Source organism: Saccharothrix ecbatanensis, from assembly GCF_014205015.1.
GTDB lineage: Bacteria > Actinomycetota > Actinomycetes > Mycobacteriales > Pseudonocardiaceae > Actinosynnema > Actinosynnema ecbatanense.
Genome location: NZ_JACHMO010000001.1, coordinates 3,141,268 through 3,167,027, shown reverse-complemented (window position 1 = coordinate 3,167,027; position 25,760 = coordinate 3,141,268). Strand labels below are relative to the sequence as shown.

Genomic DNA, 25,760 nt, shown 5'->3' with positions numbered 1-25,760 from the left:
GGGACGGGGAGCGGGAGACCCGCGTCAGGCGCTCTTGGCGCTGAGCGCGTCGTTGCCGAGCGCGACGAGATCGCCGAGGGTGCGCGCGTCTGCGGCGCGCGCGGCGTCGAACTCGACCCCGTGGTCCTCCTCGAGGGTGAACACGATCTCGGCGACCTGGAGGCTGGAAAGGCCCAGGTCGTCCATGCTGGAGTTCTCGTCGATGGTGATGTCGGCGGGCAGTTTGCCGCGCATCTCGCGCTTGATGAGCCCGATGACCTCGTCGATGCCGATCACAGTGGATCCTCCGAATCAATAATTACGTTGACAATCGATTGAAATGCTCAACGCGTCCGGCGCACGCAGTGGTGGCGGCCGGCGGAGCGGCAAACGTTTATCGAGCGGCGCCGGACGTTGGCGGATCGGGTAACGCAGGGCGGAACCTATCCGACTTCGCGTGGCAGGGCGCAAGATCCCGCCGCCGGGTGGCGGACGGGAATCGGCTCGCTGTCACCATCGCCGGACGGTCTGCGCCGGGCAGGGGCAATGACCTTCGTCCGCATGGCCCAATGCGGCATTCGGAATCGCGAGATCGCCGGGGCCGAATCTACCGACGTCGGTAGGTTCTGCCGCCGCAACCTGTAATCAACGGGCGGTCGAGCGATCCACGCGGGGCACGATACACGATCGTGCGCAGGTGGGCCGGGGTCTGGTGAAATTTGACAGGTTCAGGCAAAGGCAATTGACATCCGTTGACGCCCTCTGTGGAGGGCGCTAGCTTCGCTGTACTTGTCGGGCTGAGCCGGGTCAACTGGCGACATTCGCCATTGACTTCGGTGGCCGCGCTTGACAACTCTGGGGGGTTTGGTTGGACAACGTCATGAGGTCGGGGGAGTTACGTTCCCGAAGTGCGCAGGACGAGTCGGACATCGCAATAAGCTCTATCGCCTGGAAGCCGTCGCGTGACCTGCGGCTGGTGGAGTGGCTGCAACACGGCAAACGCCTGGGGGTCATCGGCCGCGGTGCGGCGTGGTGGATCGGTGACTGGGTGAACTACGGCAACACCGCCTATGGCGAGAAATATTCGCGAGCGGCCAGGGTGACCGGCTACGACGTCCAGAGCCTGATGAACATGGCTTATGTGGCCTCCCGGTTCGGCATCTCCCGCCGCCGCGAGTGCCTGTCCTGGAGCCACCACTCCGCACTGGCCGGGCTCGACCTGGAACTCCAGGAACGGTGGCTGGACGTCGCGCAGGAGCGCCAGCTGTCCGTGCGGGGCCTGCGGGACGAACTGCGCAGCTGGCGGCGGGGCAACAAGAACGTCATCGCCAACGTCGACAGGCTCGAACTGGCGCGCTCCGAGCGCGCGGCCGACGACGCGGGGCACGGCTCGACGCGGACGATGACCGAGGTCAGGCAGCGCTCGACCGTCGGCATCGCGCCGCTGCCGGCGTGCCCGAACTGCGGATACGACCTACAGGCCGATTGACCGTCGAAGACCGGCGGCAGCGGGCACTCCGCGCGTCCGCGCAGGCACCGATGATTCCGGAGGACCCTCGGGTGAACGCCATCAGTGTCGTCGACGTCGGCAGCTACCTGCCGGACGCGGTCGTAGACCTGGACTTCTTCCGGGCCGAGGGCGCGGGCCCCGTCCCGATGGAGGACTCGCCGCTGTTCGGCCCGCCCCGGCTGCGCAGGCACGTCGCGCCGGGGGAACGGGCCGCCGACCTGATCGCGGGCGCCGCGACGCCGATGTTCGAGCGGCTGGGCATCGAGCCCGACGGCAACGTCGACCTGCTGATCACCAACGTGCTGCTGCCCGACCAGCTGTTCACGGGCTGCGGCGCGGAGACGGCCCACCGGCTCGGCTGCACTCCCGAATGGATCATCGACCTGCACAACGGCGGGTGCGCGTCCTTCGTCTACATGCTCAAGATCGCGCAGCGGATTCTCGCCGGTGGCGGGGCGCGCACCGCGCTGCTGGCCACCGTGCAGAACTCCGCCGGCCAGGTGTTCAGCCACCCCGCGATTCGGCAGTTGCCGCACGCCGTTGTCCCCGGGGACGGCTGCGGCGTGGCCTACGTGCGCGCGGGCGGGGAAGGGTCCGAGGTCCTCGGCGTGCGCACCCGCAACACGCCCGCCGTCGCGCTGGACCTCGGTCCGTCCACACAGGACGGACGGGCCTACTGGGCGCCGGGGGAGGGCGCGCTCGACGTCCGCTTCGACCCGGCGAAGACCGCCGACACCCTGGCGCTGGGCAACCGGCTGGTGCCCGAGCTCGTCACCGAGCTGTGCGCGGACATCGGGATCGGCGTCGACGAGATCGACCTGCTGATCACCAACCAGCCCAACCGGATCTTCCTGCGCAACTGGCGGCAGGCCCTCGACATCGACGCCGACCGGCACCTCGACACCTTCGACGTGTTCGGCAACCTCTTCGGCGCGGGAGCCCTGGTGACGTTGGACCACGCCGTCCGCGCGGGCAGGGTGCGCGACGGCGACCTCGTCGTGGTGGCGGGCTTCGCCCACGCCGGGGATTTCGCCGCCGCGTCCGCCCTGCGCTGGCGGGTCTGACCCTCGGGGTCAGAAGGCGCTGTCGGGGACCTCGGTGAGGCGGTCGTCCGCGTTCTCGATGACCTTCCTGACCGCGGCCAGGTGCGGCAGGACGGTCGCTGAGAAGAACGCCGAGGCCGCCGTCTTCCCGGTGTAGAAGTCGAGTTCCCGGTCGCTGAGCCCACCGGCGTCGATGGCGGTGACCGCGATGTCCGCGGCGACGGCCAACCGCCAACCGACCAGCAGGTCCGCGGTGGCGGACAGCAGCGGCACCGCGTGCGCGCTGACCCGGTGGACGATGGCGGGGTCCGCGGCCGCCAGCGTCAGGTGGCCCGTCATGGCGGCGACCATCGCCCGCAGGTGGTCCGCGCCTTCGCTGAGGGCGGCCACGTCGGCGCCGATGCGCGGGTCCGCGGTGGCCGTGAACGCGGCGATCTCGCCGAGCAGGTGCTCGAACGCCGTCCCGCCGTCCCGGACGATCTTGCGGAAGAAGAAGTCCAGCGCCTGGATGGCCGTCGTGCCCTCGTACAGCGTGTCGATCTTGCCGTCCCGCAGGTACTGCTCGATCGGGTAATCGCGCAGGTACCCCGAGCCGCCGATGACCTGGAGCGACTCGGCGAGCAGCGACCACGCGCGTTCCCCGCACGCGCCCTTCACCACCGGGAGCAGGAACTCGTGCACCCGCCGCGCGATGTCCGACCCGGCCGGGTCCACCTGGCACAGGTCGAGCTGTGAGGCGGTGTAGAGGTACAGCGAGCGCATGCCTTCCACGTAGGACTTCTGCAGCATCAGGGAGCGGCGCACGTCGGCGTGCTTGATGATGGCCACCCTGGGCGCGTCGCGGTCGAGCATGCGCTTGAGGTCCGTGCCCTGCACGCGGGTCCTGGCGTAGTCCACCGCCGTCAGGTACGCGCTGGAGAGCGTCGCGACCGCCTTCGTGCCGACCATCAGCCTGGCGTGGCCGATCAGGTCGAAGATCTGGGCGATGCCGCGGACCTGCTCGCCCAGCAGCCAGCCGACCGCGGGCGTCTCCCCGCCGAAGACCAGCTCGCACGTCGTGGACGCCTTGATCCCCATCTTGTCCTCGAGCTTGGTGACCACGACGCCGTTGCGCTCACCGGTCGGCTCGCCCGTCGCCTGGTCGACGTGCACCGCGGGGACGATGAACAGCCCCAGCCCCTTCGTGCCCGGCTTCGCGTCGGGGACACCCGGCCTGGCCAACACCAGGTGCACGATGTTCTCGGTCATGTCGTCCTGGGCCGCCGCGGTGATGAACCGCTTGACGCCCTCGATGTGCCAGCTGCCATCGGGTTGGGGCACCGCGCGGGCGCTGACGGCGCCGACGTCCGAGCCCACGTCCGGTTCGGTCAGCACCATCGTCGCCGACCAGTGCCGCTCGATCATCCAGCGCGCCCACCGCTGCTGGTCCTCGGTGCCGTGGCGGTGCACCACCTGCGCGGCGACCTTGCCGCCGGTGTAGAAGTAGAGGACCGGGTTGGCCCCGAGAACCAGTTCCGCGCAGGCCCACGCCACCGACGGCGGCAGCCCGGGGCCGCCGAGCGTCGCGGGCAGGTGCAGCGAGTCCCAGCCGTCACGGGTGAGCAGGGCGACCGCCTTCTTCACCGTTTCGGGGATGCGGACGGTCCCGTCGGCCTGGTCGAGCACCGGCGGGTTGCGGTCGCCGTCGGTGAACGACTCGCCGAGCACCGTCTCCGCGATGCCGGCCAACTCGGTGATGACGTCCCTGACCGTGTCCACAGTGGAGTCGGGGAACGCGTCGGAGCCCAGGTAGCGGTCGATGCGCAGCTCCTCCAAGAGGACGAAGCGCAGATCACGGACATTGCTTCGGTAGTGGCTCAAGGTGACCTCGGGGTGGTGGGGCGGCGAGTGCGACCGGAGAGTGCCGCCGACCATAGCGCTTCGCGCCGTCCCGGTGCCACGTTCGGTAGTCGACTGCGCTGCGGTCGCGGGCTTCACCGGATCAGCGGGTGTCGCATTGCCGTCGGGCGGGAGGGCTGCGGCGGTCGTTTGTCCACAAAGGACACCCCGGAGGTCTCGGCGCGGTCCTCTTCGAGGGCTGATGCGTGCGGCGCGGATCTTCTGGTGTGCCCGGACCTACAGGTAGCCGCCCTGCCGGCACGCGTCCAGCACACTTGTCGCCGCGTTCGCCGCGTCCTGCGTCGGATAGGCCGGGTTGGTGCCGGCGTTGAGCGCGGACTCGAGCGCGGTGAGCCTTGCTGCCAGGAAGGCCAACGGCACGTCGAAGGTGGAGTCCGTCGTTCTGGGCAGCTTGATCGTGAGCAGTTGCTGCGGATTCGACAGGTCGATGGACGCCAGGTCGGCACACAGCTGCTGTTCCCCGCCCACGGGCGGGTTGGTGGTCGTGGTCGTGGTTGTCGTCGTCGTCGTCGTCGTCGTCGTGATGGTGGTCGTGGTGGTCGTGGTGGTCGGCTCCGCGATGGACGGGCCACCACTCGAGGAGCAACCAGAGGCCACCAACGCCGCCGTAACGACGACCACCGCTCGTCGGATCATGCGCACACGGTAACGAGCCCGGCGGGGACCGGTCCCCGCCCGCAACCTCCAGCACCCGGATATCAAGATCCTGAGTCTACTGAGGACCGTCTTCTGAGGACTGTCCACTGAGGATCGTGCGGGCCGTGTGGTCCGCCCCGACCGGCACCACGACGACCGGGCACGTCGCGTGTTGCAGGCAGTGTCTGATCACCGACCCGAAGATCGTCGTCCCGCGCCGGCTGTACCCGTGGCGGCCGAGTACCAGGCTGTCGGCTTCCTCCGCAAGCCCCACGAGCGTCGGGCCCGGTTCGCCGTCGAGCACCGACTGCTCGACGCTCACGCTCGGGTCCTGCCGCATCCGCGCCACGGCGTCGTCGATCATGCGCAGCCGCGCGGTGTGGAAGAGGTCTGTGCTGCCGGTGGGTGTGCGGATGCCGCACACCGACACCGCGACCACCACCCCACCGTCCCGCGTATGACGTATCGCCCACTTCAGAGCTGCGGCACCGGCCACCGAGTTGTCAAAGCCGACGACAATTCGACTGGCTTCCATCACGCCTCCTCGCAAACGATGCCCCCGCCGGAATAGTCGGACCGCAGCCTGTTGTCGTCAAGTCATTACCGGTGATTTTTAAGGTACTTTTAAGACTGAAAGAGATTTGTCAAACGAGCAGTCGACGGACGGGTATGTGCCAATTTGCCGGATTCCGGGTGTTCCCGGCACGATGGGCAGCCGCATCGTGCCGCCGCCCCCGGAACGAGCAGACGGAGCAGACCAATGAATTCCCGTCACGGCCAGTCGACGTTCGGACCCGCCCCGTCGGTGCTGGTGGTGGAGGACGACCCGGACCTGTCGACCGCGCTGGTCGAAGCGCTGCGCGGCGCGGGCTACCGATCTCGCGGCGTGTTCACCGCGTTGGAAGCCCTCCGGGTCATCGCCCACGACGAGCCCGACATCGTGCTGCTCGACCTCGGCCTGCCGGACCTGGACGGAGCGGACGCCCTGCGCATGATGCGCGGTGCGAGCAACGTGCCCGTGGTGGTCGCGACCGCACGCCGTGACGAACTGCGCGTGGTGCAGTTGCTCAACGCCGGGGCGGACGACTACCTGGTCAAGCCGTTCTCGGTGCCGGTGCTGCTCGCCCGGATGGGCGCGGTGCTGCGCCGCGTGCGCGGATCAGGCGAATCCGGACCGCGCGTCGTCTCCCTCGGCGCGCTCCTGATCGACCTCGGGCTGCGGCAGGTGCACGTCGACGGTAGACCGGTGGCGCTCAACCGCAAGGAGTTCGACGTCCTGCGGTACCTGGCCGAGCACCGTGACCGGGTGGTGCCGCGCGCGGAACTGGTCGCCGCCGTGTGGGGGCGGGACCACTCCGGCCGCGAGCAGAGCGTCGACGTCCACGTGTCGTGGCTGCGGCGCAAGCTCGGGGAGAGCGCCGCCGTCCCGCGCCACCTGCTGACCGTGCGCGGGGTGGGGTTCCGACTGGTCGAGCAGGCATGAGACGGGCGCTGGTGCTGGTGGCGCTGGCGTGCGCGTCGGCCATCCTGGTCGCGGTCCTCGTGCCGCTGGCGGTGGTCACGCGCGAGGTCGCGCGCCGCGCCGCTCTCGCCGATGCCGAACGTTCCGTGACAGCCGTGGTCGGCGTCATTGCCACTGCCGACGGACGAAGTGCCATCGCACGTGGGTTGGCCGAGGTCGTCGCCGTTTCCGGGCACGCCGTGTCGGTGTACACGCCCGACGGGCCGGTGGGCGCCCCGCGTGCGCGCGGCCCGCAGGTCGACGCCGCGCGGAACGGGCCGCTCGTCGAACCCGTGGCGAATGGCGTCGTGCTGCTCAGACCGGTGCGGCTGGGCGAGGAGACGTTCGTGGCGGAGGTGTTCCTGGCCGAGGAACAGCTGGAGCGCGGTGTGGGCCGGGTGTGGGCGATGCTCGCGGCCGTCGTCATCGCCATGGTCACGGGCGCGGTGCTGCTGGTGGACCGGCTCGCGCTCGGCCTCGTCGGCTCGGTGCGCCGCCTCGCGATGGCGGCGCACCGCTTCGGGCGGGGTGATCTGGTGGAGCGCATTGACCCGACCGGCCCGCCGGAGTTGGTCGACGTCGCGCTCACGTTCAACCTCATGGCCGAGCGCATCACCGCACTGCTCGCCGTCGAGCGATCCCGTGCCGCGGACCTGTCGCACCGACTCCGCACCCCGCTGACGGCGTTGCGGATCGACGTGGAGAACCTCCGCGGCCCCGGCGTCGACCGCGTGCTGCGAGCCGCCCGCCACCTCGACGAGGAACTCGACCGGATGATCCGCGATGCCTCCCGACCCGCTGCCACAACGGCCGCGGGCACGTCGTGCGACCTCGCGGCCGTGGTCGCCGAACGGACCGGGTTCTGGTCGCCGCTGGCGGATGACGAACGGCGGCGGCACTCGGTGCGCTGCCCGGACGCCCCGGCGCCGGTGCCGGTTGCCCGGGAGGACATCGCCGCCGTGGTGGACATCCTCATCGGCAACGTGTTCCGGCACACCCAGCCGGGCACCGAGTTCAGGGTGACGGTGCACGCGGACGGGCACAGGGTGACGCTCGCGGTGGACGACGCGGGCCCAGGCTTCCCCGACCCGTCGAACGCACCACGGCCGTCGAGCGGCTCGACCGGGCTGGGCCTGGACATCGCGCGTCGGGTCGTCGAGGCCACCGGGGGAGTGGTGCGCTTGCGCCGGTCGCCGCTGGGCGGCGCCCAGGTCGTGCTGGCATTCGCCCGCGCGTCTTAAAACGACCCTAAAACGACCCGATATCCGCCTTCTCCGTATTCCCGCGGTCACTGTGAGCGGCCATCGTCGGAACTCCCCCTCCCGATGAAAGGCGGCGCAGACGTGCTCGACATCGACGTCACCACGTTCCAACGCACCTGGGGCCCTCGCCTCGCGGCTTTCGCCCACGGTCAATGGCCAACCGTGCTGTTCGTGTCCTGTTCGGACTCACGGGTGGTGCCGAACCTCATCACCGGCGCCGAACCAGGCAAGCTGTTCGAGTACCGCACCGCCGGCAACGTCATCAGCCCGTACACGACGAGTCAACCGTGCTCGGCGAGCGCGACCATTGAATACGCGGTGAACATCCTCGGCGTTCGCGACATCGTCGTCTGCGGCCACTCGCACTGCGGCGCGGTGGGCGCGGCCGTGCGCGGCGACGACCTCACGCTCGTCCCCGCCGTGCGCCAGTGGGTGCACGGCAACGGCATCGGTCGGGAGTCGCTGTCGGCCGAAGAAGCGGACGACCCGGCGTTGACCGGCGCGGTGATCCGCCACCTGGCCACCCAGTTGGCGAACCTGCACACCTACCCGGAGGTGAACCGCCGGGTTTCGGATGGTCGCCTTCGCGTGCACGGGTGGTTCTACGAGGTGGACACCGGAGAGGTCAGACAACTCCGCGATGGCTTCCTGGTCTCGCTCTGAACCGCCACCACGCCCTCGGAGACCCCCATGACCCTCAACATCTCCGTCGAACCGTCCAAACACCAACTCGTCGACCTCGTAGGCCGCTACCGGTCGGACGTGCTGGCCTCGCTCGTCGTGTTCCTCGTCGCGCTGCCGCTGTGCATCGGCATCGCGGTCGCTTCCGGGGTCACCCCGGAAGCCGCGATCATCACCGCCATCGTCGGCGGGCTCGTGACCGGCATGATGCCCGGCAGCTCGCTCCAGGTCAGTGGACCGGCGGCCGGGCTCGCGGTGCTCGTGTTCGACGCCGTGCAGACCCACGGGACCGCGACCCTGGGCATGATCGTGCTCGGCTCGGGCGTGTTGCAGATCCTGATGGGGCTGGCCCGGCTCGGGAAGTGGTTCCAGGCCATGGCGTCGTCGGTGGTCGCCGGGATGCTGGCGGGCATCGGCCTGTTGATCATCCTCGGCCAGGCCTACGCGCTCGCCGACCGCAAGGCGCCGGGCGACGCGGTGCACAACCTGATCGGGCTCCCCGCGCTGCTCCAAGGTGCTTCCGGTGATCCGGCCGCACGCGGTGCGTTGCTGCTCGGAGTGTGCGGGCTGGTCGTGATCGCGTTCTGGGGACGGGCGCCGAAGGCGCTGCGCGTGGTCCCGGGCCCGCTCGCCGCGGTGCTGGTGGTGGCGGCGCTGGCCGCGTTCCTCCACGCCGACGTGCGCATGCTCTCCGTCGGGGTCCTGCTCGACGCGGTGCACCTGCCGACCGCCGAGTCGGCCGGCGCGTTGATGTCGCCCGCGGTACTCGGCACCATGCTGGTCTTCGCGTTGATCGGGTCGGCGGAGAGCCTGTTCGGGGCGACGGCCGTCGACCGCATGCACAACGGCCCGAAAACCCGGTACAACAAGGAACTGCTCGCCCAGGGCACGGGCAACGTCGTCTCCGGCTTCCTGGGCGGGATCCCGCTCACCGCCGTGGTGGTGCGCAGCGCGGCCAACGTCCACGCCGGCGCGCGCACCAAGCTGTCGCGGGTGCTGCACGGCGTGTGGATGCTGGCGTTCGCAGTGCTCGCGCCCGGTGTGCTCAGGCTGGTGCCGATCACGGTGCTCGCGGCGATCCTGGTGTTCAGCGGCTGGAAGCTGCTGAACCCGCGACAGGTGCCACAGCTGTGGCGGCACGACCGGGGCGAGGCCGCGGTGCTGATCGTCACGACGTGCGCCATCCTCGCCACGGACCTGCTGGAAGGCGTGGTCATCGGCCTGGTGGCGGCACTGTTCAAGCTGGCGTGGCAGATGTCGCGGCTGACCGCGACCCGCGGGCTCGCGTCCGGTGGCGGGGTCGAGCTGGTGTTCGGCGGCAGCGCGACGTTCCTGACCGTGCCGAAGCTCCAGGCCGCGCTCGACGCCGTGCGCGACGACGTCGTCCACCTGGACATGACCTCCCTGACCCACCTCGACAGGACCTGCCACGGCGTGGTGGACGACTGGGCACGGCAGCGTGGGAAGGAGGGAGCGAAGGTCACGACCGCATTGCCGCCGGGTGCGCACAGGAACCTGCGAAACGATGGCGTTCATTGAGGAGTGCCACCGTTGACCCCGGCGACCCGCGGGGCGCACCTGGACACGGTGCGCCCCGCGCGGTTCACTTGAGCGAACAAACGTTTCCGCGGTGAGAATTCCCCGAATGGAGGCAGCCCGACTTCTGTGCGTATTCGACCAGTGCACTGCTACGGTGTGAAGCCCCGTGCGTCATGGGAATTCACAAGTGGGAGGTGACCGCGTCGATGCGGTTCGTCTGGCTCTGGGCGGTCGTCACGTGCCTGGCCGTGACCGTGTCACTGGCCGCCGTGTTGTCCCTGGTCGAGGTGGAGTCGGGCACTGCCCCCATGGTCACGGTCGGCACCCCGGGGAACCCGCGGACCAGCGCGGCGATCACCTCGACGACTGCGGAAACGGCCACCCCGATCGCCGATCCGCCGTCGAATCCTCCTCACGTTCCCCGTCGCGGCGCCGAGGCCGGCGAAGGCGATGACGACGATGACTGAGGGCCGTTGAATCCGGTGCCACCGCCTTCGTCGACAAATGTGAGGGTTTGTGCGGTGGGCGTCCGCGATCCTGAATATTTCTGATTTCAACTACTATTCCTGACGGTCGCGACCACCTCGCGAGCCAATGCCGCCTCGGCCGACCGCTCCCGCTGCGAACACGCTCCGCACACGAACCGGCAGCTCCTGTGTCGGTGTGGTTAAACGCTTGATCTGGCCTGTGACGTGGGCTACCGTCCGCCTGGTCAAACGTTTAAGCAGACGGGTAACCAGCGCAGATGGCACAACCGGTGTTCTTCCAGCCCGACGACGGATGGGTCGGCGACGTCATCCCGTTCCAGGAGGACGGCAGGTTCTGGCTCTTCTACCTGCACGAGGTCCGCGACAGCCCGAAGTCGGGCACGCCGTGGCGCCTCGTCATCACCAAGGACCTCGCCCGGTTCGAGGACCACGGTGTGGCGCTGCCCAACGGCGGCCCCGACGACGCGGACTTCAACGCGTACACCGGCAGCGTCGTCCGTGACGACCAGGGCACGCACCACCTGTTCTACACCGGCCAGAACCCGGACCGCCTCGGCGCCGACGGCCTCCCGCTCCAGCTCGTCATGCACGCGACCAGCACCGATGGCATGGCGACCTGGGTCAAGCACCCCGAGCGGACCTTCGGCGCCGCCGACGGCTACGAGTCCGCCGACTGGCGCGACCCGTTCGTCTTCCGCGACGACCGGACCGGCCAGTGGCGCATGCTGCTCGCCGCACGGCACACCGCCGGGCCCGAGCGCCGCCGCGGCGTGATCGCCCAGTGCGTCTCCACCGACCTGGTGACGTGGGAACCCGCGCCGCCGTTCTGGGACCCGCGCCGGTACGTCACGCACGAGTGCCCGGACGTCTTCCAGTGGGGCGACTGGTGGTACCTCGTGTACTCGGAGTTCACCGAGTCCTTCACCACCCGCTACCGCATGGCGAGGAGCCCGGACGGCCCGTGGACCGTGCCCCAGCACGACACCGTCGACGGCCGCGCGTTCTACGCCTCCAAGACCGCCGAACGCGACGGCCGGCGGTTCTTCTTCGGCTGGATCGCCACCCGTGAGGGGCAGCGCGACGACGGCCCCTGGCAGTGGGCGGGCACGCTGTCCGTGCTGGAGGCCCGCCAGAACACCGACGGCACGCTGGCGTTCGGCTTCCCCGACGAACTGGTGGACAGCTTCACCGAAGCCGCCACACCGACGTTCGACCCCCCACTGCCCACCAGGCTGCACGCCCCGGACGGGTACGCGGCGGTCGTCTCGGCCGACGACGCCCCTCGCCGGTTCTACGCGAAGGTGGTGCTGGACATCGAGCCCGGCACCACGGAGTGCGGCCTGCTGCTGAGGTCCACCGCGGATGGCGACCGGTCGTACGTCGTGCGGCTGGAGCCGAAACGCGGTCGGCTCGTGTTCGACCGCTGGCCGCGCGCGTCCACCGGTGACGCGCAGTGGCAGGTCTCGGGCGACGTCCCGTTCGAGATCGAGCTGGAGCGACCGTGCGACCTGCCGGCGGGGGAGCACACCCTCGAACTCGTGGTCGACGGCGACCTGTGCGTCGTGGTCCTCGACCGCCGGGTCGCGCTCAGCACCCGGATCTACGACCGCCCGGAAGGCCGCGTCGGCGTCTTCCTCGGCGAGGGCGGCGCGACCGTCCGCGACTTCGAGGTGCGCACCCGTGCCGACGTCTGAACACTCACCCCTGTCAAAGGAGATGGAAGGGCGATGAAGAACTTCACCGCGATTGCCGCGACGGCCGTCGCCGCGATCGTGCTCGCCGCGTGCGGCGGCGGCCAGAAGGCGGGCGACGCGTCCGATGTGGACCCGAAGGGCGACATCGTGCCCCGCGAGATCTCCTGGCTGCTGTCACGGCCGGCCGACGGCGCGGTGATCACGATCATGCGGAAGCTCGCCGATGACTACGCGAAGGACCACGCGGGCTTCAAGCTGAACCTCATCACGACGCCCGACCGGCCGTCCTACATCCAGAAGTACGAGACGTTGGCCGCCGCGAACAAGTTGCCCGAGCTGTTCGACACCGACGCGACGCCGTTCGCGCGCAAGCTCGCCAAGCAGGGCCGGATGCTCGACGCGGAGAAGCTGCTCAAGAGCGTGGGCGTGCACGACGACTACCGCCCGAACGCGTTGAACTACCAGCGCTTCGACGACGGGTCGCTGCACATGATCCCGTTCCAGTTCGAGCTGGAGTTCTTCTGGTACAACAAGGCGCTGCTCCGGCAGGCCGACGTCGAGCCGCCGAAGTCGCTGGACGACATCCCGGCGATGTGCACGGCGCTGCGCAAGGCGGGCATCACGCCGTTCGCGCTCAACGGGCAGGACCAGTGGCCGCTGGAGCGGTACGCCGCCTACCAGCCGTTCCGGGTCGCCGGTCCCGACTACGTGCAGAAGTTGAAGAAGGGCGAGGCGACGTTCGCCGACCCCGCCGGCCAGAAGGCGGTGACCTGGCTCAGCGAGCTGGGCAAGGCCCAGTGCTTCCAGGAGGGCTTCTCGTCGCAGGGCTACTCCGATGCCCAGAACCTCTTCACCTCGGGCAAGGCCGCCCTCTACAACATCGGCACCTGGGAGCTGGCGAGCCTCGCCACGGACGAGCTGAACCCGGCCGTGCGTGACGAGATTGACTACTTCACCGTGCCCGCCGGCCCCGACTCGGTCACCGCGGCCAACGAGTACGTGGTCAGCTCGGGCATCGGCATGGCGGTCAACTCGGCCACGTTCGACCCGCTGGTCCGCGACTTCCTGAAGTTCGCGCTGGAGCGCTACCCCGCCGAGTACGCCGCCACCGGCGCCCTGTCGCCGACCAAGGACGTGCGGACCACGATCCCGGCGAACGCGACCCCGTTGTACCGCAAGGCGATCGAGCAGTCGAACGACCTGGGGTCGAAGCTCGCGATGCCGTGGGACACCCAGCTCGACCCGACCTCGAACACCCGGTTGCAGCAGGAACTGGTGCTGCTGGTCCAAGGCGGCACCACGCCGGCGGAGTTCACGTCCACCATGGACTCGACCATCGCGCAGAACGCGCCCAAGTTCTTCAAGTAGCTCTCGATGGGTGGTGGGGGCCGCCCGGTCCCGCCCCGGCGGCCCCCACCCGAAAGGCCTCACCATGATCCCCGGCCGGTCACGACTGTCGGTTCTGATCTTCCTGGTGCCCCCGCTGCTGCTGTACGGGGTCGCCGTGCTCTTCCCGATCGTCCAGTCGCTGTTCCTGAGCTTCTTCTCGTGGGACGGCATCAGCGACATGGAGTTCGTCGGGCTGGAGAACTACAGCCGGATGCTCTTCGGCGACGACGTCTTCTGGCACGCGTTCCTCAACGCACTGGGCTACCTGGCCATCTGCCTCGTCCTGCAACTGGGCGGCGCGCTGGTCGTGGCCGGCCTGCTCACGTCGCTGCGGCGCGGCCGGGAGGTCGTCAAGACGCTCTACCTGCTGCCCGCGGTCATTTCAACGGTCGCGATCGCGTTCCTGTTCCAGCGCATCTACTCGCTCGAACCCGAGGGCCTGCTGAACCGGGTGCTCGGCTGGGTCGGCCTCGGCGACCTGCGGCGCGCCTGGCTGTCCGACACCGACACCGTGCTCGCCGCGGTGTCGGCGCCGGAGGGGTGGCGCTTCACCGGCCTCTACATGCTCATCATCTACGCCGCGCTGCTCGCCGTGCCGAAGGAGCTGGAGGAGGCCGCCCGGCTCGACGGCGCGTCGCGGTGGCAGGTGTTCACCAGGATCCGCTTCCCGTACATCCGGCCGGTCTGGATCACCACGACGATCATGGCCGCCACGTTCGCGCTGCGCGGCTTCGACATCCCCTACCTGCTCACCAACGGCGGTCCGGGCCAGTCCTCGGAGCTGCTCACGACCTACATGTACAAGACCGCGTTCACCAGCACGGACTACGGCTACGCGAGCACCATCTCGGTGTTCATCGTGGTCGAGTGCCTGGTCGCGGTCTGGCTCATCGTTCGCCTGCTCGGACGGAAGGGGGACGCGTGATCACGCAACCCGCACCTGCCCCCGTCGCCTCGCCGCGCACCCCGCGCCCGGCCCCTCGACCGCGGCGCAAGCCGAGCGTCCACCACGCGCTGTCCACGGCGTTGATCGTCGTGATCGTGGTGGTGCAGGTCTACCCGCTCGCCTGGCTGGTGCTGACCAGCCTGCGCTCCGAGGACGACTTCGCGGCCGGCAACCCGTTCGGGCTGCCCGAGTCGATCACCTTCGACAACTACACCCGCGCGTTCGCCACCGGCGACACCGGGACGTACATCCTCAACAGCCTGATCGTCACGGCGGGCGCGAACCTGCTGATCGTGCTGCTCGGGATGATGGCGGCCTACGCGTTGCAGGTGCTCGGGTTCAAGCTCGCGGGCTTCGTCCGCGGCCTGTTCCTGATCGGGATCATCGTGCCCGTGCAGATCGCGCTGGTCCCGCTGTTCATCGACTACGCCTCGGTCGACCTGCTCGACACGCACCTGTCGATGATCATCCCGCTGGCGGGCTTCGCGCTGCCGATGTCGGTGTACCTGTTCTCGTCGTTCTTCCAGTACATCCCGCGCGAGATGTACGAGGCGGCGGCGTTGGACGGCGCGGGGCCGTACCGCGTGTTCGGCTCGATCACGCTGCCGATGTCGAAGAACACCGTCGTGACCGTGGTGATGGTCAACAGCATCTTCATCTGGAACGACTTCATCTTCGCGAACACGTTCGTGCTGTCCGAAGGGCTCAAGACCATCCCGCTGGGCTTGCAGAACTACATCGGGGCGATGGGGAAGGTCGACTGGACGGCCACCTTCGCGGCCGTCTGTGTCATGATCACCCCGCTGCTGCTCGCCTTCCTGGTGCTCAACAAAGCGATGATCTACGGGTTGGAACAGGGAGCCACCAAGGGATGACGGAACAACGCCCGGCCTCGAACCCGGTCACCATGCGCGAGGTGGCGGCGGCGGTTGGTGTCTCCGTCGCCACGGTCTCCCTCGTCGTCAACAACAAGAAGGACGCCCGGATCGGCGCGGACACCCGCCGCCGCGTCATGGAGGCCATCCGCGAACTGGGCTACCGCCCGAACGCCCTGGCCAAGAACCTCGTGCAGGGCAGTTCCCGGTTCATCGGCCTGGTCGCCGACGCGATCGCCACCACGCCGTTCGCCGGGCAGATCATCAGCGGCGCGCAGGACGAGGCGTGGAAGCACGGGTTCGTGCTCCTGGTGGCGAACACCGAGGGCAACGAGTCCGCCGAGCGCGAGGCCATCTCGATGATGCTGGAGCACAAGGTGCTCGGCATCCTGTACTCGACGTGGTTCCACCGTGCCGCCGACATCCCCGCCGCCCTGCGCGAGACGAACTTCGTGCTCGTCAACTGCTTCTCACCGGACGGCGACTCGCGGGCCGTCGTCCCGGACGAGGAACAGGGCGGGCGCACCGCGACCGGGATGCTCGTGGACCGGGGGCACCGGCGGATCGCGTTCGTCAACACGACCACGGCCGCCCCCGCCCGCGACGGCCGGCTGAAGGGCTACCGGGCGGCGCTGGAGGCCGCCGGCATCCCGTTCGACCCGGACCTGGTCCTCGACGCCATCCCGAACCAGGAGGGCGGCTACGGCTGCGTCCCGGACATCCTGCGGCAGGGCGCGACGGCGGTGTTCTGCCACAACGACCGGGTGGCGATGGGCCTCTACGACGGCCTGCGGCAGCACGGCCTGGCCATCCCGGACGACATCGCCGTGGTCGGGTTCGACAACCAGGAGGTCATAGCCGCGCACCTGCGCCCGCCGCTGTCGACGGTCGCGCTGCCGCACTACGAACTCGGGGTCGCGGGCGTGCGCCTGCTGCTCGGCCTGGACCGGGTGGAGGAGCACGCGCTGGTCAGGATCGAGTGCCCGCCGGTGGAACGCGACTCGGCGGGCGTTCGTCGGTAGGCGCTGTCGGTAGGCGCTTAGGGCCGTGCCGCCTGGAACGTGGGGCGGGCCGCCCACTTGAAGATCATCGACAACAACACCGGGGCGTGGTCGCACATCAGTGGCGACCACGTCACCCTTGACGATCGGCGAGCCAGTTGAACGACCGAACCGACCAGTGCCGGCCCGGCTTCCACTTCACGCCGGGCCGGCACTGGATGAACGACCCGAACGGCCTGGTCCACCACGACGGGGTGTACCACCTGTTCTTCCAGCACAACCCGGACGGCGACGTCTGGGGCAACATGAGCTGGGGACACGCGACGAGCCCCGACCTGGTGCACTGGACCGAGCACCCGGTCGCCATCCCGTACCAGGACGACGAGGAGATCTACTCCGGATCGGTGGTCGTGGACCACCACAACACGTCGGGCTTCGGCGTGGGCGACGAGCCGGTCCTGGTGGCGATCTACACGAGCGTCTACGCCGGCGGCAAGCAGGCGCAGTCCTTGGCGCACAGCACCGACGGCGGCGCGACGTGGACGAAGTACGAGGGCAACCCGGTGCTCGACCGGGACTCCAAGGCGTTCCGCGACCCCAAGGTGTCGTGGCACCCGAAGGTGGGCTGGGTGATGGTCGCGGCGGAGGCGGAGGCGCGGGAGATCGTCTTCTACCGCTCTGCCGACCTGCGCGAGTGGGACTACCTGAGCACTTTCGGCCCGTTCGAAGGTCCCGACAGCCTCTGGGAGTGCCCGGACCTGTTCGCCCTCCCGGTCGACGGCGACCCCGACCGGGTGGCCTGGGTGCTGGTGGTGAGCCTGAACCCGGACCACGCGGGCAACGGCTCGGCGACCCGCTACTTCGTGGGTGACTTCGACGGTGTCACGTTCACGCCCTCCGCCGACGGCTTCCGCCGCCTGGACTGGGGACGCGACCTGTACGCCGCCGTCACGTTCGAGAACGCGCCCGACTCCCGCCGCGTCCTGCTGGGCTGGATGAGCAACTGGGACTACGCGGGGAGCGTGCCCACGTCACCTTGGCGCGGGTCGATGTCGCTGCCCCGCGAACTCGCGCTGGCCACGGTCGGGGGAGTGGTCACGCTCGTGCAGCGGCCCGTGGCGGAGTTGGACGTGCTGGACCAGCCGGGGTTCTCGGCGCTCCCGTTCACCCTGACGACTCCACGTTCCTTCGAAGCCGTCCCGCCCTACCGCCTCGACCTCGCCGTCGACGAGATCTCCGCGGACGCCGTGGTCCTCGACGTCCTGTCCGGCGCCGGGCACACCACCCGCGTCACCTACACCCCGGCGACCGAACGGCTGACCCTGGACCGCACGGCATCCGGCGGCACGGACTTCCACCCGGCGTTCCCCTCGGCGGACTCCACCACCGTCCCCCTTCGCGACGGCGCGCTCCGACTCCAGGTGTACGTGGACCGGGGATCGGTGGAGGTGTTCGCCCAGGACGGCTCGGCCACCCTGACGAGCCAGGTCTTCACCGCACCGGCCGACACCACCGTCACACTCGCAGGCAGTGGTGGTCAGGTCCGGGTGCGAACCCTGGACCACCGGCCACTCCGCGACACGCCTGGTGGGGGAGTGTGATCGTCCTTCCGGACTACCCGTGCAACCCGCGCCTCACCTCACAAAGCAATGTCCACGTGTGTCATCGATAAAAACGATGGCAACGGTTCAACCCTTTTGCGGTGACGAGTATCTGTCGGTTTTCGCAATTTCGACCCCTTGATCGCGGATTCACCCGGTCGGACGTGTCAGCGTTGCCGGTTTTCGGCTTTAATGGCACGGCTTCTTCATGTCCGGTTTCCGTGCGCGCGATTCGCGTATCGATCAGTTTCGACATTCGAAGTATGGGGGACGAATGGGGTTCGACGCGTGCCGCTTCGGCTGGGCAGGAGCGTCGTGGGCCTGCTGACGTTGGTCCAGGGCCCCACCGTCCTTCCCGCGCAGTTCCTGACGCGTGAAGCCTGGTCGGTCATCGAGGCCGCCGACCGGGTGTGCGGCGACCACAAGGACAACCACATCGTCGCGGCCGTCGCGGCCGCCGGCATCACCGTGGAACCCGTTGCGGCTCCCAGCCCGGCGGAGCTGGCCGCCCGGCTGCTGCGCCTCGCCTCCGCCGAGTCGGTGGTCTGGCTGTCGTCACCGCAGTGGACAGCCGGCCTGATCGAGGAGTTGGCCGGACAGGTCGACACGCTCAGCGACGCGCCACTGGTCAACCACCTGATCGGCGCGTGGGACCCGCCCGGCTCGACGGTGCTGAAACTGGTCCAGTACCTCGACCGCCTCCGTTCGCCGGGTGGCTGCCCGTGGGACGGCGCGCAGACGCAACGCAGCCTGGTGCCTTACCTGATCGAGGAGACCTATGAGCTGGTCGACGCGATCGAGCACGGAAGCCGCGCGGACATCGTCGAAGAGCTCGGCGACCTCTTGATGCAGATCGTGTTCCACGCGCGGATCGGCGAAGAGCGGGCCGTCCAGCCGTTCGACGTCGACCAGGTCGCGGGTGGCATCTGCGACAAGCTGCTCAGCAGGCAGCCGCGCGTGCTCGGCGGCGGGGACAGCACCGACCACGGCGGCGACCACGGCGGCGGACCGCGTGACCCGGTGGGTGAGTGGGAGGCCGCCAAGGCACGCGAGAAGCCGGAGCGGTCGTCGGTCCTGGACGGCATCCCGCCGGCCATGCCCGTCCTCGACCGGGCCGCGAAAATCGCACGGCGGCTCCAAGACAACGGACTCGACCACCTGATGGCCGACATCGGCGCGCACCCGGATCCCGACGCGTGGTCCGATGTCGGCAGCCGGTTGCTGGCACTTGTGCACGGCGCCGTCCGGAACGGGATCGACCCCGTGGCGCAACTCCGCGAAGCACTGCGCGCGGTGGAGACCGAGGTCGGACGGGTCGGCTCACGGCCGGTCGACCTGTCACCGGACGGGCCCACCATCGCCACGCCCGCGGGCGTCCGGGCATGAGCGGTCACGGGGGACGAACGGACGTAGTGGCGCCGCAGCGGCGATTGCCGGCGACCGTGTACCTGTTGGGCATCGGGACCTTCCTGCTCGGCACGTCCGAGTTCATGATCATCGGCTTGTTGCCCGAACTGGCCACCCACCTCAGCGTCGACATCGCCGGCGCGAGCCTGCTCGTGAGCGTGTTCGCGTTGGGCATGGTGGTCGGCGCTCCGGTGATGTCGATCGTCACCCTCACCCTGGATCAACGTCGCTCGCTGTTGATCGCCTGCATGGTCTTCGCCGTCGCCCATGGGCTGGTCCTGATCGTCGACGGCTTCGTGCCGCTGCTGCTCCTGCGACTCCTCGGTGCGCTGGCATGTGCGACCTACTGGTCCATCGGAGCGGTCATCGCGGTACGGGAGGCTCCGGTCGGCCGGTCCGCCGAGGCGTTGTCCCTCATGATCGGCGGCATCACGCTCGCCGCGGTGCTGGGCGTCCCGCTGGGGACGTGGATCGGCCAGACCTACGGCTGGAAGGCGTCCTTCGGACTGCTCGCCGTGCTCACGGTGCTGGCCGCCGTCCTGTTGTCGCTGGTCCTGCCCAGGCGCGAGCGAGAACGGGATGTGGACCTCAAGGCGCTGGTCAAGCGGGAGATCAAGGCGTTCCGACGCGGGACGCTCTGGCTCGCCCTGGCCACCACGATCCTGTCGCAGGCGGGGATCTTCGCGGGTTTCACCTACTTCATCCCGATGCTGACCGACGCGGGCGCCGTCGTCGCCGGTGAGGCGCCGGTGGTCCTCCTGGCCTTCGGCGTCGGGTCCATCGTCGGCGTCTACATCGGCGGCAGGCTGGCCGACCGGTTCCCCGCCGGGGTGCTGCTGGGCGGGCTCGCGCTCCTGGCGGCCGGACTCGGGGCGGTACTGGTCGCGGCGGAGGTGCCCGGTGCTGTCTTTCCCGCGGCCTTCGCGTTCGGCACGTTCGCCTTCTGCCTCGGTGGCGTTCTCAACGCCCGCGTGTTCACGCTCGCCGGTGGCGCGCCGACGCTCGCGGCCTCGGCGAACGTCTCGGCGTTCAACGTGGGCAACACGATCGGCCCGTGGGTCGGCGGTCTCGTCCTGGCCTACGGGGGCGTCTGGTCGGCGCCGCTGTGGGTGGCGATCGCGCTGGTGTCGATCGCACTGATCACCGCGTTGACGTCGCTGCGCGCAGAGCACCGGGCCAACGCCGACCGGATTGGATCGGGTATATGACATCCGCGCAGCCGACCGCTCCCGGCGTGGCCTCGGGCAGATTGGTCTGCCTCGACATCGACGGCACCATCGCGGACTCGAACGGGACCGTCTCCGGCGCCGTCGCCACCGCCATCCGCGAATTGAGCGACCGGGGCACGCACATCGTGCTGGCCACCGGGCGCTCGTTGGTCGCGACGGTTCCGGTGTTCGACCAGCTCGACATCGACGGTTACGCGGTCTGCTCGAACGGCGCGCTCACCGCCAGGGTCACCGGACCATCGCGCCGGGCAGACGTGATCGAGGTCGTGACTTTCGATTCGGCCGCGCTCCTCGGACGGCTGGGTGCCCTGATTCCCGACGCCTCCGTCGCCGTAGAGGGCAGCTGGCTGGGGTTTCGCGTCAACAGGGAGTTCCCTCCGGGCGATCTCATGGGGCCTTCGGAGGTCGTCGGGTGGGCTCGGCTGGCCACCCTCGACGCCATCCGCGTCACCATTCGAGCCGCGAACGGCGTGGCGGAAGAGCTGATGACGTTGTTGCGCGAGTTGGGCGTGCACAGCGCCGGATACGACGTCCTCGGGCGGGGCTGGGTCGACATCACACCGCCCGGCGTGTCGAAGGCGACCGCTCTGGAGAACGTGCGGCGCCTGCTGGGGGTCGAGGCGGAAGCCACCTACGCGTGTGGCGATCAGCTCAACGACATGGAAATGCTCAGCTGGGCCGCGCATTCCGTCGCCATGGGCGGCAGCCCGCCGGGCCTCCAGGCGGTGGCCGGTCGGGTCGGCGGTTCGGTCGAGGACGACGGCGTCCTGGCGTTGCTGGGGCCGCTGCTCGACGACTCCCGGTCGCCCGGCGACGCCGCGTGCGGCGCGAGGTAGGTGTGGGTGTGAGCGGACGAAGGCGGCGCACGGCAGTGGTGTCCGGCCTGTCGGTGACGGGGATGGTGGGTTCGGCCATTCTCGCCCACGCCGGCTACGACGTGCTGGCCGTCGACCGTCGCGTCGAATCGTCCCGAAGCATCCAGTGGGCCGGGCGGCAGAGCCTGATCGACCAGTTGGCCAGGCTCGACCCGGGCCTGGCCGACCGCTTCCTCGGCCTGTGCGGCCCGATCTACCAGGGTTCGACCAGGATCCACGTCGACGGGCGCCGGGAAGTCAAGGCCAAGCCCTTTCCGCGGCGTGGCGACTCGGGCCGCGTACCCACGTCCGCGCAGGAGATGCTGGAATCGCCTGCCTGTTTTCTCGTCGCCGCCACCGAGATCGAGCGATTGCTGCGCGGCTACCTCGGGTCGCTGCCCACCGTCACCGTCCAGCTGGGACAGTCGCTGCAAATCGGTGGGATGTCGAGCAGCGGTAGGTACTTCCTGGCCAACGGTCTCGAACCGGACCTGCTGGTCATCGCGGAGGGTGCGGGCAGCTTGTCGCGCTCGCGGGTCGGCATCACGCGCGCGGCCACCTCGCCGCAACGCCGGCAGATCGCCGGTCAGGTCTTCGGCCGTGACGACGGCTCGATGGTGAAGCAGTTGCGGCACCGCGGTGACGACATCCTCGAGACGGGCACGATCTCGCAGCGTGGACGGGGCTCCACCTGGGTCGTCGGCGACATCGCGCTGACCGGGACAGGGGGACGCCACGGCGTCGACCGGACCCGGGCGATGTCGAAGCGGGAGGTCCGGCAGGACTTCGCGGCGACGGTGGCCCAGGTGATCGGTGAGCCGGTGTCGAAGGTCTTGGACTACGGCATGTGGGGTCCGGGGCGGTTCGAGATCAACCCTCGGGCCTTCGTGCTCCAACAGCACCTGGTCCGGCAGGCCTGGGCGGGCGCGAACGTGGTGCTGATGGGGGACGCCGTGGGCAACGGGCACTGGAACGAGGGCGGCGGCATGCAGATCGGCGCCGTGTGCCATGCGGAACGGCTGCGGCGGCTCGTCGCGTCAGCGGATTCGAGCGGTGGGGTGGACTACGAGGCGGTCCGGGCCTACTCCGACGGGGTTGTCGACGACACACGCGACTGGGGGGAGCGGGGAATAGCCGCCTTCTTCCCGACGAGCGATGCCGACGCGGTCGTGGCGGCCTACCGGCGATCCGTCGCACGTTTCCGCCTGGGTGCGGCGGAAGCGCCCGTCGCGGCGCTGCTGGAAGAGTTCGCCGGGTCGGCGGGCGGCGAGTCAGACCCGCAGCTGTTCACCGTTGGCGCGGATGGAGCCGTGCGTTCCCGCCGGAACTCGTGATCTTGGCTGGTGGCGCCTCGCGCCACCGTGCACTCGATCACGTCGACGTACCCGCTAGGAGCACGGCGGCGCCGCCGACGCGGTCGGTGGCGAGGTCGGTCAGCGCCTGGTCGGCGGCAGGTGCGACGCCGCGTCGTCGTCGACCGGGTACTCGGCAGCCGCATCAACCCCGGCGAGGTTTGCGACCTGACACTTCCCCTCGACCAAGTCGCCGCGGGCTACCGCGCCATGGACGAACGCCGCGCCGTCAAAACGCTCCTGCGACCCTGAAGGCGATATCACGGTCGGAGAGGAACCGATCCAGTCAAGCCGCCCCCTTCTACGGGTTTCCGCACCATTGAACGACGCGGTCCCGACCGACAGGCACGTCGCGTCCGGTAATCGGACGAACCGGTCGCCATCAGTGCGACGACAACCGGGCGCGGCGGCGTTCCTGGTCGCGGACGAACGCTTGACATCGGCGCTCCCGTCGGGATTCCGGCGCGCGCTCTTGTCGCATCGTGCCTGCTCACAGTAGGTGCGAGGAGTCGCGTCCCCGGCGCTTGCAAAGGTTCGGAACGACCCTTTACTTGCCCCATGTGGTCAGTTAACCTGACCGCCGATGATGCACATGACTGAGCATCACATTCTGGCGGGGCGGGGCAGACGGGGGTCTGGAAGCACGATCTTTGAGTGGCGTTTCCGCGTGGCCGCATGCGCCCGTTCCGGGCCCGCCGGCCGTGCGATGAATTGACACTGGGGGTTTCGAAATGGGCGACACGGGGCGAACGGCGTTGAAATTCGACGGAAAGGTCGCGCCCGTTTCGCATGGCCGGCGCCGGTCGAGGCGGACTGGTCACGCGTCGCCCGCAAGGCATCAAGGGCGAACCGATGGTCGGCGTGTGTCCACAGACGACGGCCACCTCTACGGCTGAAGGCGGGTCATGTTCCTGGAAGACGCGGTCATCTCGCACGAGGTGATCAACAGTCCGGTCCGCTCGTACACGGAATGGGATCCGCTGGAGGAGGTCGTCGTCGGCATCGTCGACGACGCGACCTTCCCGCCGTGGCACCCCGCACTCGAACCGGTCCTGCCGACCGGGCAGCACGAGACGTTCCGGCGGGAACAGGGCAGGCCGTTCCCGACCGAGCTCGTCCGGGCCGCGAGCCGGGAACTCGAGGAGTTCGTCCGGGTGCTGGAGGGCGAGGGCGTCACCGTCCGCCGCCCCGAGCCGATCCCGCAGACCCGGCCGTACTCGACGGGTGCGTGGACGAGCACCGGGATGTACGCCGCCATGCCGCGCGACGCGCTGCTGGTGGTCGGCGAGGACATCATCGAGTGCCCCATGGCGTGGCGGTCGCGGTACTACGAGAGCCTGGCCTACCGGCCGCTGCTCAAGGAGTACTTCCACGGCGGCGCCCGGTGGAGCGCCGGTCCCAAGCCGGAGCTGCTGGACGAGCTCTACGACCTGGAGTGGTCGGAGCCCGCCGCGGGTGAGCCGACCCGCCTGGTGGTGACCGAGTTCGAGCCCACCTTCGACGCGGCGGACTTCCTGCGCTTCGGCCGCGACATCGTCGGGCAGAAGAGCAACGTCACCAACGACTTCGGCATCGCCTGGCTGGCCCGCCACCTCGGTGAGGACTACCGGGTGCGGATCGTCGAGTTCGACGACGACCACCCGATGCACATCGACGCCTCGATCATGCCGCTCGCGCCCGGCAAGCTGCTGGTGAACCCGGAGCGGGTCCCCAAGATCCCGCAGATGTTCAAGGCATGGGACATGCTCCCGGCGCCGACCCCGGTGATGCCCGACTCGCACCCGCTCTACATGACCAGCAAGTGGATCAACATGAACGTCCTGTCGATCGACGAGACGCGCGTCGTCGTCGAGGCGCAGGACGAGCCGATGATCAAGGCGTTGCGGGACTGGGGTTTCAGCCCGATCCCTTGCAACTTCCGCAACTTCAACAGCTTCGGCGGCTCTTTCCACTGCGCCACCCTGGATGTCCGCCGAACGGGCACCCTCGAGTCCTACCTGGACTGACCGGGCATTGACAGCAAGGAGGGTCGATGATCCACGTACGCGCGCTAGTGCACCTGAAGGCCATCGCCACCGGGGTCGAGCAGCGACGGTTGGCGGGCTCGTGATCGAGGGCATCGAGATCACGACGCTCACCGAGCGGCCCCACCTCGCGCAGAAGGTGGCGGCGCTCGACGGCGGCTGGCCGGAGTTCATGCTGCACGACCAGGTCGGGCAGGGCTTCCACATGGACGCGGCCGAGTACTACACCGACTACACGGTGGTCGCCACGGCGGCCGGCCGCCCGGACGAGGTGATCGGGCGGGCGTACTCGGTGCCGATCGGGCTCGCCGAGGAGCCGCCGGCCGGCCTGCCCGACACCGGCTGGGACGCCGCCATCACCCTGGCCCGCATCGCCCGTTTCGCCGGGTACGGCGGCGACGCGCTGTGCGGCCTGGAGGTCACCATCCGCCCCGACATGCGCAGCTCCGGCCTGGGCGCCGAGATGCTGCGCCGGTTCCGCGTCATCGCCCGGTCGAAGGGCCTGCGCCACTTCGTCGCGCCGGTGCGGCCGCCCGGCAAGACGGACGTGCCCGAGATGACGATGGACGAGTACGCGGCCCGGCTGACGGCCGAGGGCCTGCCCGCGGATCCGCTGCTGCGCGCGCAGGCCCGGCTCGGCGCATCGGTCGTCGGTATCGCCCAGGCCTCGATGGTCGTGGCGGGTTCGCTCAGTCAGTGGCGGGAGTGGACGGGACTGCCGTTCGACCAGGACGGCCCCGTCATCGTCCCCGGCGCCATGGTCCCGGTGCACTGCGACCTCACCCACGACACGGCCGCGTACGTCGAACCCAACGTCTGGGTGCACCAGCCACTGTCTTGATCCCCTTTC

General features: G+C 69.4%; 23 protein-coding genes. 19 read left to right on the top strand and 4 right to left on the bottom strand.

Annotated elements, in window-relative coordinates:
• Nucleotides 1-24: 24 nt before the first annotated feature.
• Complete coding sequence (locus tag F4560_RS44425; RefSeq protein WP_184920058.1) at nt 25-276, bottom strand: phosphopantetheine-binding protein; 252 nt, start codon at nt 274-276, stop codon at nt 25-27.
• Between the two features lie 583 nt (nt 277-859).
• Here F4560_RS44425 and F4560_RS13565 point away from each other — a divergent pair.
• Nucleotides 860-1,468, top strand: coding sequence for a hypothetical protein (locus F4560_RS13565; RefSeq protein WP_184920056.1), 609 nt, complete (start codon nt 860-862; stop codon nt 1,466-1,468).
• A 71-nt stretch (nt 1,469-1,539) separates the two neighbouring features.
• The gene (locus tag F4560_RS13560; RefSeq protein WP_312869299.1) at nt 1,540-2,553 is read left to right on the top strand and encodes a 3-oxoacyl-ACP synthase III family protein; all 1,014 of its coding nucleotides are present in this window, start codon (nt 1,540-1,542) and stop codon (nt 2,551-2,553) included.
• Between the two features lie 9 nt (nt 2,554-2,562).
• Here F4560_RS13560 and F4560_RS13555 read toward each other — a convergent pair whose 3' ends face one another.
• The 3 genes from F4560_RS13555 to F4560_RS13545 all read right to left on the bottom strand — a co-directional run bounded on the left by F4560_RS13555 (nt 2,563) and on the right by F4560_RS13545 (nt 5,602).
• Nucleotides 2,563-4,392: an acyl-CoA dehydrogenase gene (locus F4560_RS13555; protein ID WP_184920052.1), complete on the bottom strand. Its 1,830-nt coding sequence runs from the start codon at nt 4,390-4,392 to the stop codon at nt 2,563-2,565.
• Between the two features lie 255 nt (nt 4,393-4,647).
• Nucleotides 4,648-5,067, bottom strand: coding sequence for a hypothetical protein (locus tag F4560_RS13550; protein ID WP_184920049.1), 420 nt, complete (start codon nt 5,065-5,067; stop codon nt 4,648-4,650).
• A gap of 76 nt (nt 5,068-5,143) precedes the next feature.
• On the bottom strand, nt 5,144-5,602 hold the full coding sequence (locus F4560_RS13545) for a universal stress protein (protein ID WP_184920047.1): 459 nt from the start codon (nt 5,600-5,602) through the stop codon (nt 5,144-5,146).
• Nucleotides 5,603-5,827: 225 nt separating this feature from the next.
• On the opposite strand from F4560_RS13545, the gene F4560_RS13540 reads away from it, so the two are divergent.
• The 17 genes from F4560_RS13540 to F4560_RS13460 all read left to right on the top strand — a co-directional run bounded on the left by F4560_RS13540 (nt 5,828) and on the right by F4560_RS13460 (nt 25,751).
• Nucleotides 5,828-6,550 (top strand): response regulator transcription factor, encoded by a 723-nt coding sequence (locus F4560_RS13540; RefSeq protein ID WP_184920045.1) that lies wholly within the window; start codon nt 5,828-5,830, stop codon nt 6,548-6,550.
• Entirely contained in the window at nt 6,547-7,809 is a 1,263-nt protein-coding gene (locus F4560_RS13535; protein ID WP_184920043.1) for a sensor histidine kinase, read from the top strand. Before F4560_RS13540 ends, F4560_RS13535 begins: the two co-directional genes overlap by 4 nt.
• A gap of 84 nt (nt 7,810-7,893) precedes the next feature.
• Entirely contained in the window at nt 7,894-8,493 is a 600-nt protein-coding gene (locus F4560_RS13530) for a carbonic anhydrase (protein WP_184920041.1), read from the top strand.
• Between the two features lie 27 nt (nt 8,494-8,520).
• The gene (locus tag F4560_RS13525; protein ID WP_184920039.1) at nt 8,521-10,050 is read left to right on the top strand and encodes a SulP family inorganic anion transporter; all 1,530 of its coding nucleotides are present in this window, start codon (nt 8,521-8,523) and stop codon (nt 10,048-10,050) included.
• Between the two features lie 173 nt (nt 10,051-10,223).
• The gene (locus F4560_RS13520) at nt 10,224-10,517 is read left to right on the top strand and encodes a hypothetical protein (protein WP_184920037.1); all 294 of its coding nucleotides are present in this window, start codon (nt 10,224-10,226) and stop codon (nt 10,515-10,517) included.
• Nucleotides 10,518-10,795: 278 nt separating this feature from the next.
• A complete protein-coding gene (locus tag F4560_RS13515; protein WP_184920035.1) occupies nt 10,796-12,232 on the top strand; it encodes a glycoside hydrolase family 32 protein in 1,437 nt (478 codons plus the stop codon).
• Nucleotides 12,233-12,265: 33 nt separating this feature from the next.
• Nucleotides 12,266-13,600: an ABC transporter substrate-binding protein gene (locus F4560_RS13510; RefSeq protein ID WP_184920033.1), complete on the top strand. Its 1,335-nt coding sequence runs from the start codon at nt 12,266-12,268 to the stop codon at nt 13,598-13,600.
• Between the two features lie 64 nt (nt 13,601-13,664).
• Entirely contained in the window at nt 13,665-14,546 is an 882-nt protein-coding gene (locus tag F4560_RS13505) for a carbohydrate ABC transporter permease (RefSeq protein ID WP_184920031.1), read from the top strand.
• Complete coding sequence (locus F4560_RS46130) at nt 14,543-15,442, top strand: carbohydrate ABC transporter permease (protein WP_184920029.1); 900 nt, start codon at nt 14,543-14,545, stop codon at nt 15,440-15,442. The genes F4560_RS13505 and F4560_RS46130 overlap by 4 nt, the downstream gene beginning before the upstream one ends.
• On the top strand, nt 15,439-16,464 hold the full coding sequence (locus F4560_RS13495) for a LacI family DNA-binding transcriptional regulator (protein ID WP_184920028.1): 1,026 nt from the start codon (nt 15,439-15,441) through the stop codon (nt 16,462-16,464). Before F4560_RS46130 ends, F4560_RS13495 begins: the two co-directional genes overlap by 4 nt.
• Before the next feature lie 137 nt (nt 16,465-16,601).
• The gene (locus F4560_RS13490) at nt 16,602-18,044 is read left to right on the top strand and encodes a glycoside hydrolase family 32 protein (protein ID WP_221483476.1); all 1,443 of its coding nucleotides are present in this window, start codon (nt 16,602-16,604) and stop codon (nt 18,042-18,044) included.
• 288 nt (nt 18,045-18,332) lie between these two features.
• Nucleotides 18,333-19,430, top strand: a complete 1,098-nt coding sequence (locus F4560_RS13485) for a nucleoside triphosphate pyrophosphohydrolase (RefSeq protein WP_184920026.1) — start codon at nt 18,333-18,335, stop codon at nt 19,428-19,430.
• 65 nt (nt 19,431-19,495) lie between these two features.
• Nucleotides 19,496-20,659 (top strand): MFS transporter, encoded by a 1,164-nt coding sequence (locus tag F4560_RS13480; protein WP_184920024.1) that lies wholly within the window; start codon nt 19,496-19,498, stop codon nt 20,657-20,659.
• The gene (locus F4560_RS13475) at nt 20,656-21,516 is read left to right on the top strand and encodes an HAD family hydrolase (protein WP_184920022.1); all 861 of its coding nucleotides are present in this window, start codon (nt 20,656-20,658) and stop codon (nt 21,514-21,516) included. Before F4560_RS13480 ends, F4560_RS13475 begins: the two co-directional genes overlap by 4 nt.
• An 8-nt stretch (nt 21,517-21,524) precedes the next feature.
• Nucleotides 21,525-22,868: an FAD-dependent monooxygenase family protein gene (locus tag F4560_RS13470; RefSeq protein ID WP_184920020.1), complete on the top strand. Its 1,344-nt coding sequence runs from the start codon at nt 21,525-21,527 to the stop codon at nt 22,866-22,868.
• A gap of 923 nt (nt 22,869-23,791) precedes the next feature.
• Nucleotides 23,792-24,892 (top strand): amidinotransferase, encoded by a 1,101-nt coding sequence (locus tag F4560_RS13465; RefSeq protein WP_184920018.1) that lies wholly within the window; start codon nt 23,792-23,794, stop codon nt 24,890-24,892.
• Between the two features lie 100 nt (nt 24,893-24,992).
• Nucleotides 24,993-25,751, top strand: coding sequence for an N-acetyltransferase (locus F4560_RS13460; RefSeq protein WP_184920015.1), 759 nt, complete (start codon nt 24,993-24,995; stop codon nt 25,749-25,751).
• Nucleotides 25,752-25,760: the final 9 nt, after the last annotated feature.